Annotated in this window: 13 protein-coding genes; 4 read left to right on the top strand and 9 right to left on the bottom strand. The window is 64.8% G+C overall.

What is annotated here, in order from left to right; all coding sequences use genetic code 11:
- Positions 1-67 precede the first annotated feature (67 nt).
- A complete protein-coding gene (locus BM075_RS02275; RefSeq protein ID WP_093359040.1) occupies positions 68-1,717 on the top strand; it encodes an FMN-binding glutamate synthase family protein in 1,650 nt (549 codons plus the stop codon).
- A gap of 83 nt (positions 1,718-1,800) precedes the next feature.
- Positions 1,801-3,351, top strand: a complete 1,551-nt coding sequence (locus BM075_RS02270; protein ID WP_093359039.1) for a bifunctional aminoglycoside phosphotransferase/ATP-binding protein — start codon at positions 1,801-1,803, stop codon at positions 3,349-3,351.
- A 21-nt stretch (positions 3,352-3,372) separates the two neighbouring features.
- On the opposite strand, the gene BM075_RS02265 is transcribed toward BM075_RS02270, so the two are convergent.
- Positions 3,373-4,254 carry a sugar phosphate isomerase/epimerase family protein gene (locus BM075_RS02265; RefSeq protein WP_093359037.1) on the bottom strand — a complete coding sequence of 294 codons (882 nt, stop codon included), beginning with the start codon at positions 4,252-4,254 and terminating at the stop codon, positions 3,373-3,375.
- A gap of 170 nt (positions 4,255-4,424) precedes the next feature.
- Between BM075_RS02265 and BM075_RS02260 the strand changes: the two genes are divergently transcribed.
- The gene (locus BM075_RS02260; protein WP_093359036.1) at positions 4,425-4,973 is read left to right on the top strand and encodes an SIS domain-containing protein; all 549 of its coding nucleotides are present in this window, start codon (positions 4,425-4,427) and stop codon (positions 4,971-4,973) included.
- A gap of 61 nt (positions 4,974-5,034) precedes the next feature.
- Here BM075_RS02260 and BM075_RS02255 read toward each other — a convergent pair whose 3' ends face one another.
- The 3 genes from BM075_RS02255 to BM075_RS02245 all read right to left on the bottom strand — a co-directional run bounded on the left by BM075_RS02255 (position 5,035) and on the right by BM075_RS02245 (position 8,611).
- Positions 5,035-5,994, bottom strand: a complete 960-nt coding sequence (locus BM075_RS02255; RefSeq protein WP_093359035.1) for an ABC transporter permease — start codon at positions 5,992-5,994, stop codon at positions 5,035-5,037.
- Positions 5,991-7,559: a sugar ABC transporter ATP-binding protein gene (locus BM075_RS02250; protein ID WP_093359033.1), complete on the bottom strand. Its 1,569-nt coding sequence runs from the start codon at positions 7,557-7,559 to the stop codon at positions 5,991-5,993. The genes BM075_RS02255 and BM075_RS02250 overlap by 4 nt, the downstream gene beginning before the upstream one ends.
- 113 nt (positions 7,560-7,672) lie before the next feature.
- Positions 7,673-8,611, bottom strand: a complete 939-nt coding sequence (locus BM075_RS02245; RefSeq protein ID WP_093359031.1) for a substrate-binding domain-containing protein — start codon at positions 8,609-8,611, stop codon at positions 7,673-7,675.
- A 961-nt stretch (positions 8,612-9,572) separates the two neighbouring features.
- Between BM075_RS02245 and BM075_RS02240 the strand changes: the two genes are divergently transcribed.
- A complete protein-coding gene (locus BM075_RS02240) occupies positions 9,573-10,472 on the top strand; it encodes an NAD(P)-dependent oxidoreductase (protein ID WP_093359029.1) in 900 nt (299 codons plus the stop codon).
- 154 nt (positions 10,473-10,626) lie between these two features.
- On the opposite strand, the gene BM075_RS02235 is transcribed toward BM075_RS02240, so the two are convergent.
- The 5 genes from BM075_RS02235 to BM075_RS02215 all read right to left on the bottom strand — a co-directional run bounded on the left by BM075_RS02235 (position 10,627) and on the right by BM075_RS02215 (position 16,137).
- Positions 10,627-11,853: a glycosyltransferase family 4 protein gene (locus BM075_RS02235; RefSeq protein WP_093359027.1), complete on the bottom strand. Its 1,227-nt coding sequence runs from the start codon at positions 11,851-11,853 to the stop codon at positions 10,627-10,629.
- Entirely contained in the window at positions 11,850-13,229 is a 1,380-nt protein-coding gene (locus tag BM075_RS02230) for a hypothetical protein (RefSeq protein WP_093359025.1), read from the bottom strand. Before BM075_RS02230 ends, BM075_RS02235 begins: the two co-directional genes overlap by 4 nt.
- A 103-nt stretch (positions 13,230-13,332) precedes the next feature.
- Positions 13,333-13,926: a WcaF family extracellular polysaccharide biosynthesis acetyltransferase gene (locus BM075_RS02225; RefSeq protein WP_245758718.1), complete on the bottom strand. Its 594-nt coding sequence runs from the start codon at positions 13,924-13,926 to the stop codon at positions 13,333-13,335.
- Between the two features lie 11 nt (positions 13,927-13,937).
- Entirely contained in the window at positions 13,938-15,068 is a 1,131-nt protein-coding gene (locus tag BM075_RS02220) for a glycosyltransferase (protein ID WP_093359021.1), read from the bottom strand.
- A gap of 76 nt (positions 15,069-15,144) precedes the next feature.
- Positions 15,145-16,137, bottom strand: coding sequence for a glycosyltransferase family 2 protein (locus BM075_RS02215; protein ID WP_177208220.1), 993 nt, complete (start codon positions 16,135-16,137; stop codon positions 15,145-15,147).
- Between the last annotated feature and the right edge of the window lie 33 nt (positions 16,138-16,170).

The following is a 16,170-nucleotide window of genomic DNA, read 5'->3' as shown; positions in this document are numbered from 1 at the left end:
TGTCGGCTGAACGGATGTTGATCATCCGGGCGCGTCGCCTACCATCCGCAGCGATCGGAGGCCACTCATGCTCGACCTGTTAAAGCGCGCCATCATCCCAGCAACGGCTGCGGGGCTGGCCATCGTTTCACTGGCCCTCGGCTGGTACTGGCTCGTGCCGCTGGCCGTCGCCGTGGTGGCGATCGGCATTTACGACTTCTACCAGAAGAAATGGACGATCACCCGAAACTACCCCGTTGCGGGCCGTATCCGGTGGCTGTTCTATCAGCTTCGCCCCTATCTCCATTCCTACATCGTCGAAGGCGACCTTTCCGGCACGCCCTACTCCTTCGATGCGCGCAATCTCATCCACGCGCGGGCGCGGGGCGAGACCGATACGCATCCCTTTGGCACCGAGCGTCACGTGTCGGACCCCGACTACCACTGGGTCGGACATTCCATCGCTCCCGAGCCCAGGCCGGACGAAAGCCCGCGGGTGCAGGTTGGCAACGATCAATGCGCGCGGCCCTACTCGGCCTCGGTCCTCAACATCTCGGCGATGAGTTTCGGCGCGTTGTCGGCCAATGCCGTGCGGGCGCTGAACATCGGGGCGAAACAGGGAGGATTCTATCACGATTCCGGCGAAGGGGGGCTAAGCAAGCACCACCTGGCACACGGCGGGGATCTCGTCTGGGAACTGGGCTCCGGCTATTTCGGCGCACGAGATGAGCAGGGCAACTTCGATTCTGAGAAGTTCCGCGACGGCGCGGCCCACGATGCGGTCAAGATGACCGAAATCAAGCTGAGCCAGGGTGCCAAGCCCGGCCACGGGGGGATGCTTCCGGCCGCGAAGGTGACGGAGGAAATTGCCGAAGCGCGCCAGGTTCCCGCGCATCAGGACTGCCTGTCGCCACGCGGCCATTCCGCGTTTTCCACGCCCATCGAATTGATGGAATTTGCGGCCCGGATGCGGGACCTCTCCGGCGGCAAGCCTGTCGGCCTCAAACTGTGCATAGGGCAGCCGCACGAACCCTTCGCGCTGGCCAAGGCGATGCTGGAGACAGGAATTCGCCCCGACTTCATCGTGGTGGATGGTGGCGAGGGTGGCACTGGGGCGGCGCCGGTGGAGCTGTCGGACTGGGTCGGGATGCCGCTCTCGGAGGGGCTCGTGCTGATGCGAAACGCGCTGGTTGGTGCGGGTCTAAAGGACGACGTGCGACTGGCAGCGAGCGGCAAGGTCTACTCCGGGATGGGGCTGGCGCGCTGCCTGGCGCAGGGCGCGGACTGGTGCAATGCCGCCCGCGCCTTCATGCTCTCGATCGGCTGCGTTCAGGCACAAAGGTGCCACCTCGGAACCTGCCCGACCGGTGTCACGACCCAGAACAAGAGCCGCCAGAGGGGCCTGATCCCGGAGGTGCAGGGGGAGCGCGCCGCGCGGTTCCATGCCAAGACGCTGGAGGCCCTGGCGGAGATCGTCGCCGCCGCCGGCTTTGCCCATCCGCGCGATCTGCAGCCGCATCACCTGATGCACCGGGTCGGCCCGGAACGGGCGCTGCCGATGGACCGCGTGCAATCGTTCCTCGCCGAAGGCGTGCTGATCGATGCACCGGAGGACACGGTCTATGCCGAATGGTGGCGCGCGGCACAAGCGGACAGTTTCCGGCCCGCCGTGGACCTCGTCCAGTCGCGGGCCGGAAAACCCCGTCATAATGACGGAGCCACACCGTCCGGGCTCTGAACATTGCGCCGCTTGATCCCTGTCAACACGTGTCCGCCCATCTGCCGGTAGCATGGCGATGACAGGCGCGAAGGGAGGCGAGGATGCTCGTTCAGGACCAGCGCGCGACGATGGAGTTTCTTGCCAATCCCGAAAGCCACGGCGGAACCGGGCCGGTCGAGGTTGTCGAGACTCATATTTCGGCAGTCTTCCTGACAGGTGCGCGGGCCTTCAAGCTGAAGAAGGCGGTACATCTTCCCTATGCCGATTTCTCCACGCCGCAGATTCGGCTGGCGGCCTGCGAGAAGGAACTGGCGCTGAACCGTGCGACGACGCCGGCACTCTACCTCGGGGTGCGGCGCATCACGCGGGGGCCGGACGGTCTGACGTTCGATGGCGACGGCGAGCTGGTCGACGCGGTGGTGGAGATGGTTCGGTTCGATCAGAGTAGCCTGTTCGACGGCCTGGCCAAACGTGGCGTGCTGACGGCGGCGTGTCTGGACGAACTGGCGGGGGAGATCGTGGCGGCCCACGACGCAGCGGCGGTCGTTCACGGTGAGAGCGGCGCCGAAAACGTGCGCGGTGTTCTCGACATCAACCGCGCGGGGTTCGGGGAGAGCCGCGTGTTCGACCCGGCCGAGATCGACGCGATCGATGGCGCATTCCGGTCCGCCCTCGACCGCCACGCGGCGCTGCTTGATGCCCGCGCAGCTGCGGGTGCCATCCGGCGCTGTCACGGGGACCTCCACCTGCGCAACATCTGCCTGTTCGAAGGGCGGCCGCGGCTGTTCGATTGCATCGACTTCAACGACCGGCTGGCCACGGTGGACGTACTCTACGATTTCGCGTTCCTCGCGATGGATCTCTGGCACCGCGGGATGGAGGTGCAGGCCAACCAACTCACCAACCGCTACCTGGACCTGGCGGGGCAGGAGGACGGGTATCCCCTGATGCCCCTTTTCACTGCCCTGCGGGCCGCGGTGCGTGCGCACGTCACGGCGACGCGCGCCGAGGGGGTGAAGGGGGAGGAGGCTGACCGGGCAAGGGCCTCGGCCCGCGCCTATTACGACCTTGCGCTGGAGATCCTCGATCCGCGTGCGCCGCAGTTAGTTGCCATCGGTGGGCTGAGCGGGAGCGGCAAGTCGACCCTCGCCGCCACGCTTGCGCCCCGGCTCGGTGCTCCGCCGGGGGCCCGGCGGCTGGAAAGCGACCGCATCCGCAAGGCAATGTTCGGGGTGGGTGCCGCCACGCATCTGCCGCAGGAAGCCTATACCGACGCGGTCTCCGATGCCGTCTATGGCCAGATCACACAGCGTGCGGCGTCCCTCGTCGCAGCAGGCTGCGCGGTGGTGGCCGATGCAACATTCGACCGGGCAGGCCGCCGGGATGCGATTGCCACCTGCGTCGGCGATGCCCCGTTCCTCGGCGTCTGGCTGGAGGCCGATCCCGCGGTCTTGCATCAGCGGTTGACGTCGCGCGACAGCGGGGCGTCGGATGCGGACGCGGCGGTGCTTGACGCCCAGCTTTCCCGTGATCCCGGGATCATCGCGTGGCTGCGGCTGACGACGAACGATCCTCTGCCCAAAACGCTCGCCGCCGTGATTGCGGCGCTCGGCGAGGAGAAGGGGGGCAACGCCGGTACGGAACAAGCATGAAGGCCGGGCGTCGCGCGCGCTCTAGACGGATCGCAGCATCTTCATCGCGGCCTTCATGTCCTCCAGAACGACGGCGTCCGGTTCCTCGAAGGGATAGATGATCTCCAGGAAGTAGGTCTGCTCGTCCAACTCGTGCCGGTCCCAGAAGTCTGACAGGATCTGGGGGGTGATCAGCCCGTCGCGAGTGAAATTCCAGTGCCGGTCGTAAAGACCGTCGTGCTGTTGGATGTGGAAGGTCGCGATGTAGTTCCCGACGACCTCCATCCAGTGCTCCATGGTGGCCTTTTCCCCGAACAGCGGCTTGAACATGGCATGCCCCCAGTCGACGCAGAGCCGGACCGGCACGTCCGTCTGGCCGTCGAGGTCCGTCATCAAGCGCAAGGCCTCCTCCGCGCTTGCAGGGAATTCGGTAGCCAGCGGGACGGGTTCCACCAGCAACATCGAAAGACCTTGTTCCCGCGCATGGCGCGCAAGGTCGACATAGGCCTCCAGCGCCATCTTGTAGATCTCCTCCCGGCGGGCGGGGTTCACGGCGTCGTCGGCGCTAAAGGAGCCCAGCGGCATCCCGGCGGCCGGCACCTCCATGGCGGCGGTCATGTCGATGGCATTGCGAAGGTGGGCCTTCCCGAGCGCGCGCAGTTCTGGCGTGGGCGCAAGGATGTGGTTGAAGGTGTAGGACGCCAACCCGCCGAAGGTGCTTTCGACTGTCACGCCCGCAGCGGCAAACGCGGTCGCATACTCCCGGGCAAGCGTGTCGCGGGTAGACGCGGGCCAGTCCGGGTCCACCAGATCCCAGGTAAATTGGACATACCGCGTCTCCAACTCGTTGGCGACCAGCGCCGCCAGGCGCTCCCCTCCCAACCAGCGCTTGATGGCGAAGGAGAGATTGAGACCGAGTTTCATGATGACCTCCCAAGGTGGTGTCTTTCGTGCGTCGGCGGCAGGATGGACAGGAGCGCTCCGGCGCGCGCCCGTTCCATTGCGGTCCGTCCGGTTCCGGACGATGCTATCGCCGCCGGCCGGCGCGAGGCTTGTGCGCGAAATATGGATCGTGAGTTGAAGGAGACGAGGCGATGACGCTCTACCATGAGGCCCTTGGCGACCTGGCGAAGGTGTTTGATCGGATCGACGAGGCGGCCGTCGATGCGGCGGTCGAGGCGATTGCGGACGCGCGGCGCATTGCGCTTTACGGCGTGGGCCGGGAAGGCTTGCAGATCAAGGGATTGGCGATGCGGCTCTTTCACCTCGGGCGCGCGGCCTCGATGGTGGGCGATATGACCACGCCGCCGCTGGGGGAGGGAGACCTGCTGATCGTCTCTGCCGGGCCGGGATATTTCTCGACCGTCGCCGCCCTGATGGATACGGCCTCCAGCGCCGGGGCGCGGACGCTCTGCGTGACTGCGCAGCCCGACGGGAAATGCGCGCTTGCCGCGGACGTGGTTCTCCCGATCCCCGCGCAGACGATGGCGGATGACACCGGCGCGGCGGTCTCCGTCCTGCCCATGGGGTCGCTGTTCGAGGGCGCGCAGTACATCCTGTTCGAATGCATGATCCTCAAACTGCGCGACCGGCTCGCAGTCGATCCGCAGGCCATGCGGGCCAACCACACGAACCTGGAATAGCTGTCCGTGGAGGGCAGGGCGCCGCTCGGCGCCTTGCCCCGATTTGCCCGCGCGCATGGCGCTAGTGCCGTCCGAAGAGGAAGCGCCTCGAGATCGAGTCGAACGAGATCGCCAGAACGACCACGACACCGCTGATCACGCCCTGCCAATAGGGCGACACCCCGTAAAGCACGATGATGTTCTCGATCACGCCGATGATGCCGGCACCGAGGATCGCACCGAGTGGCGAGCCCACGCCCCCCGTGGTCGCCACGCCGCCGATGACCGCGGCGGCGATGGACGGCAGCACCCAGGAATCCCCGATCGAAGGTTGCGCCGTGCCGAGCCGCGCGACCATGAGCGTGCCGGCCAGCGCCGCAAGCGTGCCCGCGAGGGTAAAGACCATGATGCGAATGCGGTTCGTCTTGATCCCCAGCATCCGCGCCGCCGGAGGGTTGTCGCCGATGGCGAAGATATACCGGCCGAACGGCGACTTGTGGGCGATAACGGTGATCAACAACGCGATGACGAGCATGATGATGAACGGCACGGGAATGCCCCAGACCTGCCCGCGCCCGAGAAACTGCACTTGCTCGGGAATGTTGGTGATCGCCACGCCCTTCGTCAGCACCAGGTTGATGCCCTTGTAGACACCGGCCATGGCGATGGTCAGCACCAGGGAGTGAAGGCCAAGCCCGGTCACCAGAAGCCCGTTGAACAGCCCGAACAACGCGCCGAACATGACCGCCAAGAGCATGGACACGAAGGGGTTGAGCCCAAGGTTGACCATCAACATACCGGCGATAACGCCGCACAGGCCGCCGATCGTGCCGAGCGAGATGTCGAGTTCGCCAAGAAGCATCAGCATGGCTTGCCCGGTGGTGACGAGGCCGATGAAGGCCAGGCTGCGGGCGATAATCATCATGTTGTAGGAGCTGGCGAAGTACTCCGACACCAGCGACGACACGGCGATGAGCGCCGCCAGAACGATCGCCACGATCCCGATCTGCATCGTGGAGAACCCGATGTTCTTGAGTTTCATTGCTCGTCCCTCCTGCCGCCAAAGATGGCCGTGACCAGCTCTTCGTTGGAGCATGTTTCGTTGTCGAATTCCGCCTGGATGCGGCCCGCATAGAGGCAGGCGATCCGGGTGGAGCATTTGCGCAGCTCCGTCATCTCCGACGAGATGACGATGACGCCCACCCCCGCTTCGGCAAGCTGGGTGATGATTCGGTAAACCTCGATCTTCGTCCGGACGTCGATGCCGCGAGTGGGCTCGTCGAGGATCAGCACTTTGGGCTGGAGCGCCATGGCGCGCCCGATGATCGCCTTCTGCTGGTTGCCGCCGGACAGGAACATGATGCGGTTGCCGAGCGAGGACGTTTTCACGTCGAAACGCTGCACGATCTCGCTCACGCGGGCGCGTTCCTTCGACGCCGAAATCAGCCCTCTGCGGGCTGTCTCGTCAAAGAGCGTCACGCCGATGTTATGCAGTACGCTCTGCAACGGCAGGATGCCATGCAGCTTCCGCTCCTCGGAGAGATAGAGAAGGCCCGCCCGCACCGAAGCGGAGGTGTCGCCCAACTTGAGCGGCTCGCCGTCCAGAACGACATCGCCGGATTTGACGGGCAGGTAGCCAAACACCGCCTGCATCGACTCCGTGCGCCCGGCGCCGACCAGTCCTGCAAGGCCGAGCACCTCGCCGCGCCGCAGTTCGAAGCTGATGTTCTCGAATCCGGGGCCGGTCAGCCCGCGCACCTGGAGGATGACTTCGCCCTCGTCAACTTCCGGCTTGAAGCGTTCATCGGTATCGACCTCCCGGCCGGCCATAAGCGACAGCAGCCGCCGCTCGTCGAGGTCGGCCATCGGATAGGTGCCGACCAGCTTGCCGTTCCGGAGCACGGTGGTCTCGTCGCCCATCTCGAACACTTCTTCGGATTTGTGGGAGATGAAGACGATCCCCTTTCCTTCGTCACGCAGGGCGTTGATCAGGTCGAACAGGCGCTCGACCTCCGACGCCGTCAGGGACGAGGTTGGCTCGTCGAGGATCAGCACGTCGAGTTCCCGGTGGGAGAGCGCGCGGGCGATCATCAGCAGCTGCTGGTCCGAGACCGATAGGCTCTGCACTTGCTGCTCCGGGCGCGCATTGATCTTGAAACGCTCCAGTTGTTCGGCTGCGTTGCGTTGCATCCGCCGGGTGTTGAGCAGCGCGCCCCCGTAACCGGACTGTTCGAACGGCATGAAGAGGTTTTCGGCCACTGTCATGTGCGAGAACAGGCTCAGTTCCTGCGGCACGTAGCCGATCCGATGGAACAACTGCGGGTCTTCGGCAGCGGGCCGGCCGCCGATGATGACCTCGCCGCGGGTGGGGGATTCGGTCCCGGTCAGGATCTTCACAAGGGTGGATTTGCCCGCGCCGTTCTCACCGGCGATGACATGGACCGAACCTGCCCGGATACTGATCGCCACGTCCTCGAGCGCGGTGACGCCCGGATAGGTCTGGGTAATGCCGCGCGCTTCTACCAGCACGCCGTCGGTCGTATCCGTCGCGGCGCCGCCTGGCGGTTCAGCGGGGGAGGTCGGTGCGGGGGCGCGAACGCTTGCCATGTCGGGTCTGTCCTTGCGGTGGAGGGGCGGAAACCGACGGCCCCCGGGATGGGGGGCCGCCGGCATCATTTCCTAGCGTAAGGGGGGGGCGGGCGACGCCCGCCGCGCCGCGTTCAGCGAAGCTCGCCTTCCAGGTTGTCCTTCGAGATCAGCAGGATGCCGGTATCGACGGTCTTGGGCGTGACGATGCCGTTGGCGCCATCGTAGAGCATCATGACCGAGTAGAAGCCCTGGATCTGCGGGCGCGTGGAGGAGGAGGAGTCCGCGACGCCCTCTTCAACAAGGGTGATCATGTCGGGCAGGTTGTCGAGGCCGACCATCTGGACCTTGCCCTCAAGCCCCGCTTCCTTGATCGCCTGACCGATCCCGATCGGGCCGGCAGCATCGCACGCGACCCAGCCGCCGAGGTCCGGGTTCGATTGCATGATCGTCGCGGCCTGTTTCTGGGCGGTCTCGATGTCGTCGTTGTCGATGCCCTCGGCGACGAGTTCGATGTCCGGGTAGCTCGCGAACACCTCCTTGTGACACTCATAGCGGATGTTGTGGTTGGGGGCCGTCGGCACACCCTGCATGATCGCGACCTTGCCCTTGCCGCCAAGAAGTTCGACCAGCCGCTCGGAGGCAAGCTTGGCCTGTTCGCAGAAGTCGTTGCCGATGGCAGTGAAGACCATGCCGTCCGGCGGCACGGAGTCGAACGCGGCAAGCTTGACGCCCGCCTGTTGAGCTTCCTCCAGGACGGGCTTGTTGGCCGATGCGTCCAGAAGGTCGATCGCGATGCCGTCGGGACGGGTTGCGATCGCCCGTTCCAGGATCTGGTTCTGCTCCACGACGCTTGCGGTCTGCGGCGCGAGGTACTCGACCTCCACGTCGACGCCCGCGGTTTCCTTGAGATAGGCCGCCGCTTCCATGGCGCCGTCGTTCACCAGGTCGAACCAGGGATGCACCACCTTCGGTACGATCACGAAACGGTAGCTGTCCTTGGCCACGGCCGCTCCTGACAGCCCTGCCATGACCGCAGCGGCGACCGCCGCTCCAAATACCATCTTCTTCATTGTTGTTCCTCCCATATCGGTTTTCACGTTGTTGTGCAGCGCGCGGCCGCGGGTTTAGCAACACCAACCAGGGTGCCGCAGGTTTCGGACGTTGGGTGAGGGTTGCGTCCCAACGCCGAAATTCGGGGAATGGGCGTGACCGCCCTTGCGCGGATCACTGCCCGCTGCGCATCTGTTGGCAGGGTCGCCCGCATGTCAGGCGCGGACCAAGGGATCACCGCCCCTGTCCGGTTTAGACCCGCCCGCTCCGCAGCCGGCAGACGTGCGAATGCTCGCAACCTGCAATTGCATTGTCGACAGCTCCTCCAAGCGATCTGCGCGGTTATCTCGCGTCAAAACCGCGCATTGGCGGTGAGCATCGAACCACGGCTGGCTCACCATAGACATGCACCGGAGGGACGATCAATGCCCCATTCGCGAAAGATCAGGATTCCTGAAATACCTAAAAATATTCAAAAAAGTATCAGTGTTTGCGAAGATTGATATCAGCGGAACGGCTGGGTGCCGGTCTTGTCACCAAGCGGCCGAGCGCCCCGTGCTTCCGGATTGGCGTGTTGCAGCGGGCCCATGCGGCGCACCCCAAAGGAGAGAGTGTCACCCTCGGTTCACCCCGCCCGCAAGCCGCGCGGACCAAGCAGCGTTGACGTTCCGAAACTCCGTCCCATGGTTGTCATCCTCGCTGGCGGGGCGCAAGCAGGGGGGGCGGGAACGCGTTCACCGACCGCGGCGAGTCGCGCCGCGATCCGTGGTCTGATGCGGGAGCGGCCCAGGGAGGACGGCATGAAAATCTTGGTCCGGGATACCTCTGGAGGACCGGGACCGAATCGTGCGCTTAAGATGCGCTGGTTCCCTAAGTCTTCGCAGGACCCGGACGCGTTCCGTTCCGGCGCCCCTCGCTCCGCTCGAAACCCGCTCTGCGGGAAAAGCAGAATTGGCGAAATAACATTCCGAAGGTGAGAAAATGACCAAACCCGTAGTCGGCTTCATCGGTGTGGGCCTCATGGGCCACGGCATGGCGCGGAATATCCAGAGTGCCGGCTATCCGCTCGTTGTCGTTGCCCACCGCAACCGTACCGGCGTGGAGGACCTCATCGAACGCGGAGCGACCGAGGCGTCCTCCATCGCCGAGCTCGCGTCCCAATGCGAGGTGATCCAGATCTGCGTGTCCGGTAGCCCTCAGGTTGAGGCCGCCATCCGGGGAGACGGCGGGATCGCGACAAATGCCGCGCCAGGCAGCGTCGTCATCGACAGTTCGACCTCCAACCCCGTCAGCACCTTGCAACTCGCCGAGGAACTGGCTGAGCGGGACATCCCCCTTGTGGACGCGCCCTTGGGTCGGACACCGAAAGAGGCGCTGGCCGGAACGCTCGACACGATGGTCGGCGCGGATGACGCGACCTTTGCGCGGGTCGAGCCGATCCTGACGTGCTGGGCGGGAAATATCGTTCGCCTCGGCCCGGTTGGGGCGGGGCACAAGATGAAGCTCATCATGAACTTCATCTCGATGGGGTATGCTGCGCTTTACGCGGAAGCGCTCACGATCTCCCGCAAGGCTGGGCTGAGCGTCGAGCAGTTCGACGCGGTCATCGGCTCCAGTCGCATGGCGAACGGATTTTATGAGACGTTCATGAAGTGGTCGCTGGAGCGCGACGAGACGGCCCACCGCTTCTCGATCGCGAATGCGCATAAAGACATGCGCTACCTAACCGCGCTGGCGCTCGATGTCGGCGCAGTGAACCCGGTGCAGTCCGCCGTGCGAAACAGCTTCGCAGCGATGGAGGCGGTAGGACAGGGCGAGAAGTACGTCCCCATGCTTGCCGACTTCATCGCTGCGGGAAGTGGGCTGACCGAGGAGGAGTAGGGACGTCCGCCCGCCGTCATGGGGGTCACGGACCTGCCGTTTGACGCAATCGGCGTGGCGTTCCGCAGGCTTGCGGCGCTGCCGATAGAACCACTGGGCATCCGCCCCACCGCGTCTTTCGCAGATCCGCCGCACCGGCGCATCCACCCTGGCTTCAGCCGGCGGCAGCCGGCCTCCCGGATTGGATGAGCGCGGCCACTTCCGCCGCGGCCCGGGGCCAGGTGAAGGTGCGGCGGACGTCGGTGGCGGTTGCGACGGCGCTGGCTGGCCAGCCGTCGCCGGTCACGAAGCTGACAATAGCGTCAGCGAGCGCTTCGGGGCGGCTGTCCACAAGGCGACCGCCGCTGATCGCGCAGATGTCCGGGAGAACCCCGGCCGGGCTGCCGATGACCGGGAGGCCGGCCGCGGCGGCATCCAGCGCCGTGAGGCAGAACCCCTCTTCGGTGGAGGGCTGCACGTAGAGGTTCGCGCGGTTGTAGCACTGCGCGAACTCTGCCAGGTCGAGCGCTTCGTGCATCCGGAGGTTGGCGTCCACGCCGAGGCATCTGGCGCGCTCGATCACCGCCTGGCGGTAGGCGTTCACGCGGGAGGCCGGCCCGGCGATTTCCCAGACGACCAAGTGACCCGCCTTCTGAAGGAGCGCGAGCGTGTCGGGGATGATGATCTGACGCTTGTGAGGCACCCACCCCCCCGCCGTGAAGATCCGAATGGCCTCCCCATTCGCCGGGGCGCGACTTTCCGGCGGCGACATGGCAGCGAGCAGCGCATCGTTCACCCCGTGCCAGACGACGCGGATGTCAGCCTGCGGCAAGACGGCCTGTAGGGTCCGGGCCACCTGCTCGGAGGGCGTGACGTAGACGTCGTACTCATGCTGGCGCAGTCGCGCATGGTTCTTTCGGGCAACGAGCCTAAGCCGCGCTGTCTCGGCCAGACGTTTTCGCAACGGCGCTCCCGGCCACGTCCGCCCGCATTCCATCGGTGGCACGTTGTGGACCGTCGCCATTGTACGCACCCCTGCCGCCCGGACGGCCTGTGTTTCAAGCACCTCCATCAGGAACAGCCCGAACAGGACATAGACCGCGTCCGGCCGGTTTTCCGTCCCGCTCGTTACTCGTCGCTTGACCTCGGCATTCGCTCGTTCGCAGAAGGCGTAGCGTTCCGCCCGCGTCGGCTCGCCGCTCGCCGGATAGCCTGCGTCGATCCATGTCACCCGGTAAGGACGGTCCGAAGGGGCCGTATCCTGCGCAGGCACATTCGGTCCAGGCACAAGGAGTTCGATGTCTGCGCCGCTCTCCGCCAGGGCCGTGCACATTTCGTGCACGTGGTTCGTCGTCCCGCCGACCCGGGGCCAGTAGTGCTCACTAAGGCAGAGGATTTTCATGAGGCGGAACGGCCATTCGCCGGGAGTGCCGTTTGCCCCGGCTCCGGACCGTACTCTCCAAGCGGGGACTGGGAGTTGCTCTCGTTCTCCTCGGACACCCTTGTGCGGAGTTGGGCCAATCCAATGCCGGTCACCACCGCAATGTACAGCAGCGTCTGGATCGTCAGGCTCTGAACGGTCAGGAACAGCAGAGCGAGAGTGAGGAATACGAATCCCCGTCGTCGAAGGCGGAAGATCAACAGAACGAGGCCCGAGAAAAGCGTGGCTGCAGCTATGCCGCCCACGTCGAATGTAAGCTCAAGCGCCATTGCGTTGATGGGCAAAAGACGGCCGCCCGCCAGGCCCACCCCGTCGCCGTATTTCGAATGCAAGACGTTGTAATACTGCCCCACGCCCACGCCAGTAAATGCCGTTCCGGGATGGCGCTCCAGGTAGTCCTGCGCGAAGAATTCCTGGCGGTAGACCACATAGCCATCCGTCCCCAGCTCGACCTCTTGCTGTCGCCGTTCGATGCCAGTCTCCAGCGCCTTGTAAAGCCCTGTGTTCTGTCCGAAGGCGACGAATGCGAGACTGAAAACGAGCAGCGGAATCCAGGCTTTCCGGAGGCGGACTGGGTAAAGCACGAATGCGCCGACCCCGAAGAGGGCAAGGGCCAGGAAATAGGAGCCCGAGAAGGTGAAGAGCGACACGAAGAGCACGCCAACGCCCCAAAGAACAGAATTTCTCCGTGCCTTGCCATGCAGCCATGTGGCGCGCTCGAAGAAGGCCAGCGCCCCGACAAAGAGCACATACCCGAGCCGCTTCGGTTCGTTTGCAAGGCTGTTGATACGAAGAATGCCATTTTCGAATGCGGAGTCTGCGCCATAGGCGCCGCGCAGGATGCCGCGATACGGCAGTCCTGTGGCCGACGCAAAAAACTGATAAAGGCCGTAGAGGCTCAGGATTGCCGCGGTGACGGCAAAACCGACCACAAATAGGCGATAGGCTTCTGGGCGTCGGCCGATATCGTAAGCGTATAAGAATAGCGCAAACGTACTAGCGTAGTAGATCGAGCGTATGACCGCGCGTGTCGGATCCCTTCCCAGCACAATCGCGTATACGCATGAGACTAAGAATAGGAACATCAGCAGGGCGACGAAGGGCCTTGCCGACTTTGGCAACACAAGCTTCCCTTGGGCAATCAGCCAGAACATGAGCAGCAGGGGGACCGTCTGCCACAAGGTCAAAAGAGTGACCGTTGGAATAATGAAGTACAGACAAAGCGCCGCGGGAAGAAACGCCATCAGGCGCACCGGGTCCCGGACCAGAAGGAAGCCAGCATAGGCTGTCCCGATTAGGACAATCAGCGGATCCAAAGGTGTATAGCCAAAGACCATCGCGATATTCGCTAAATCATCGGATCTGGAATTGCGGTCAACAGCACGACCGCGCTCACGGCGAGCGCCCGTAGGCCGTCGATCTCCGGCCGATAGCGAACGCTCATGCCGTCAGCCCCGCGGTGTCTGCTGCGGTGGCTGCGGTATTCAGCGCAGGTCTGCGCTCCATTCGCGGCCGGTGAACCGCGCCATCGTAGCCGCCGTGGATCGTCCAACCTGACAGCCGCCCCGTTCCCACTGCGGCCATCGTCAGGACCGCGCCGCGCTCCATCACTGTTCCGGGGGCCAGGCAGGCCCGCGCGCCGACCCAGCATTCGCCTTCGAGGACGATGGGGCGGGTTTGCAGGGAAAAGCGCGGGTCGGCCCAGTCGTGGCTTCCGGTGCAAAGATACGCGCCCTGCGACAGGCAGGAGTGCCCGCCGATAGTGACTTGGGCGAGGTTGTCGATCCAGACGTCTTCCCCGAGCCAGACATGGTCGCCGACCTTCAGTCGCCAGGGGAACTTCACCCGAAGGCCGGGCTTGATCACGACGCCGTCTCCGATCTCGGCCCCGAAGGCCCTGAGGATCGTGCGCCGCCAGCCGGTTCCCGGGATCCATGACGCGACCAGCACTCCAGAGACAACCGTCCACGCAGCTTCCTTCGCGCGCGACGCGCCGCGATCGAATTCCGGGTTTGAGAATCTGTCGAGACGCAAGGACTGCTTCCTCAATGGTGTACGTCTGCGGGTGTATCGCCACCTCTTGCGACCCAGTTATACACGTCGCGCATTCGGCTCGCTACCATGTCCCAGCCGAAGTCGCGTTCAACCCAGGCTCGACCGCGCACGCCCATGTCCCGCCGCGCCGCATCCGGCGTGGCCATCGCCCTTGAAAGCGTCGAGGTCAGCGCCTGCTCGTCGAGGTCGATCCACCAGCCACAGCCATGGGTTTCAAGGCCGGACCAGGGGGCATTCTTGGTCGTTACCACCGGAACCTCCTGCGCCAGCGCTTCGGCGACAACCAACCCGAAGTTCTCCGCATGGGTCGGAAGCACGAAAAGGTCGGCGCTTCGGTACAGCGCGGTCTTTTCGTCTCCCTGCACCTCTCCGACGAAGCGAATGCGTTGCAAGCCCAATGTCTCCGCAAGTGCGCGCATCTCCGCCTCGTGGCCGACCTCCTCGGGTCCGGCGATGACAAGCTCCCAGTCAGGAAATTTCCGTTGGAGGGCAGCCCAGGCTCGCACCAACAGGGGCAGTCCTTTCTTGGGATGAATGCGGCTCAGGAAGAGAAGGCGGGAGAGAGGTTTTGAAGGGCGGGGGGCAAGCGGCTGCACCGCGATGGCGTTGGGCACAATCGCGATCGGATTGGTCAGGCCGGCGCTGCGGAAATGCTGCGCTTCCATCTCCGCCGTCGCGCGCAGGCACCGTGCCGTGCGCAGGTGCGTACCCTCGAACAGCCCCCAAGCCAATTTCTTCTTCCACGCGGAGTTGTTCAGCGCCCAGGGGTCCAACATGCCCCTCGGCGTCACAATATAGGGCGTGCCGGTGCGTTGGTGATGGCGCAGGTTGGCCAGCGACGGGTACGTCCACAGCCCCTGAACGTCCACAAGGTCGGGCGCGAAGTCTTGAACGGCGCGCGACATGCCTGGTGCGAACTGCAATGCCTGCGGTCCCTTAGTGGCGCAAGCGCGGACGGCCGGCCCCCAGGCGTCAGCTTCTTTCGGCCGGGCGGGATCGAGAGTGCCGATAGTAAGCACATCCTCTCCCGCCTGCGCCAGAGCGTGCGCCATTCCGGGCACAGAGACTCCAAGACCGCCGGCAGCGGACGACATCTTTGAGGTCACGAGCGCGATCTTCATGCAGGAGATGCATTCCAGTGGCCCACGCGTCGCTCGGCCTGCCGGAACGTCATGGCCTGATCCAGACAGCCGCGCGTCACCCCCGGACGCCGCCCGCCAGCCGCCCGCGAAGCAGTCGTGCAACCGCCATGACCGATTTGGCCGCGTCCGGGCCGCCGATCCTCCGCGCAAGCCTGACCGGCCAGCGGCCGGGCAGGGGATACGTCGGGCAGACCGCGTGCGCGCGGGCGAGGATGCTGCGCGAACACGCGGGATCGAGGGCCCAGCAGGCCATCGCGATCTGGTCCATCCGTTGCGCCATGGCGACCCTGACTTCCGGCGTCAGCCCACGGCCCGTCTCTTCCAACGCTGCTATCGTCTTCTCGCAAACGGCCAATCGTGCCTCGATCTTTCGCAGATCGTCGTCGGAGGACACGCGGGTGACGCTGTCGGTGTGGGTGTAGATGTAATCCGCTTCCGGCACTGCAACGAAGCTGTAGCCCGCAAGCAGCACACGGATGAGCAGGTCGCCGTCCTCGTCCGTCCGAAGCGCCTCGTCATATCCGCCAAGTTCGAGCAGCAGGGCCCGCGGGAAAAGCGCGCCGCAGTGGTGGAGAAACGGTGCATGAAGCAGCCGCGCCAGTTGCGCCTCTGGCCTGCTGCCCGCGCTGCGCCAGCTTTCGTTGCGCATTTGAGCGCCGGACGGCCAGCTGTGAAGGGTCGGGGCAAACGGGATAGCCTTCTTATCGAGACTATCCGCCGATGCGAGCAAAGCGGCGATATGACCGTCACTGAGCCGGTCGTCCATGTCGAGGAACTTGATCAGCGCCCCGCTCGCCGCCCGCAATCCCACGTTCCGCGCCGCTGCCTGTCCCCGGTTCTCGGGCAGGCGGATGACACGCACGCCCTCCGCCGCGAGAGAGTCGAAGAGGGCATCGAAGTGCGGCCCAGAGCCGTCGTCGACTACGATCCACTCCGCCGATTCGCAAAGTTCGTTTGCGGCGATAGCCGCAAAAAATGCCTGGGCGCCTCTGGGCCGGAAGGCCGGCGTGACGACACTGATTAAGGGTTTGGATGGTATCTGGTTCAAGCGGACTGACATTCCGTTTTGGCGCGCCTTGTC

The sequence above is a fragment of the Tropicimonas isoalkanivorans genome (genome assembly GCF_900112335.1).
GTDB classification, from domain to species: domain Bacteria; phylum Pseudomonadota; class Alphaproteobacteria; order Rhodobacterales; family Rhodobacteraceae; genus Tropicimonas; species Tropicimonas isoalkanivorans.
This window is presented reverse-complemented; position numbering and strand designations above follow the sequence as displayed.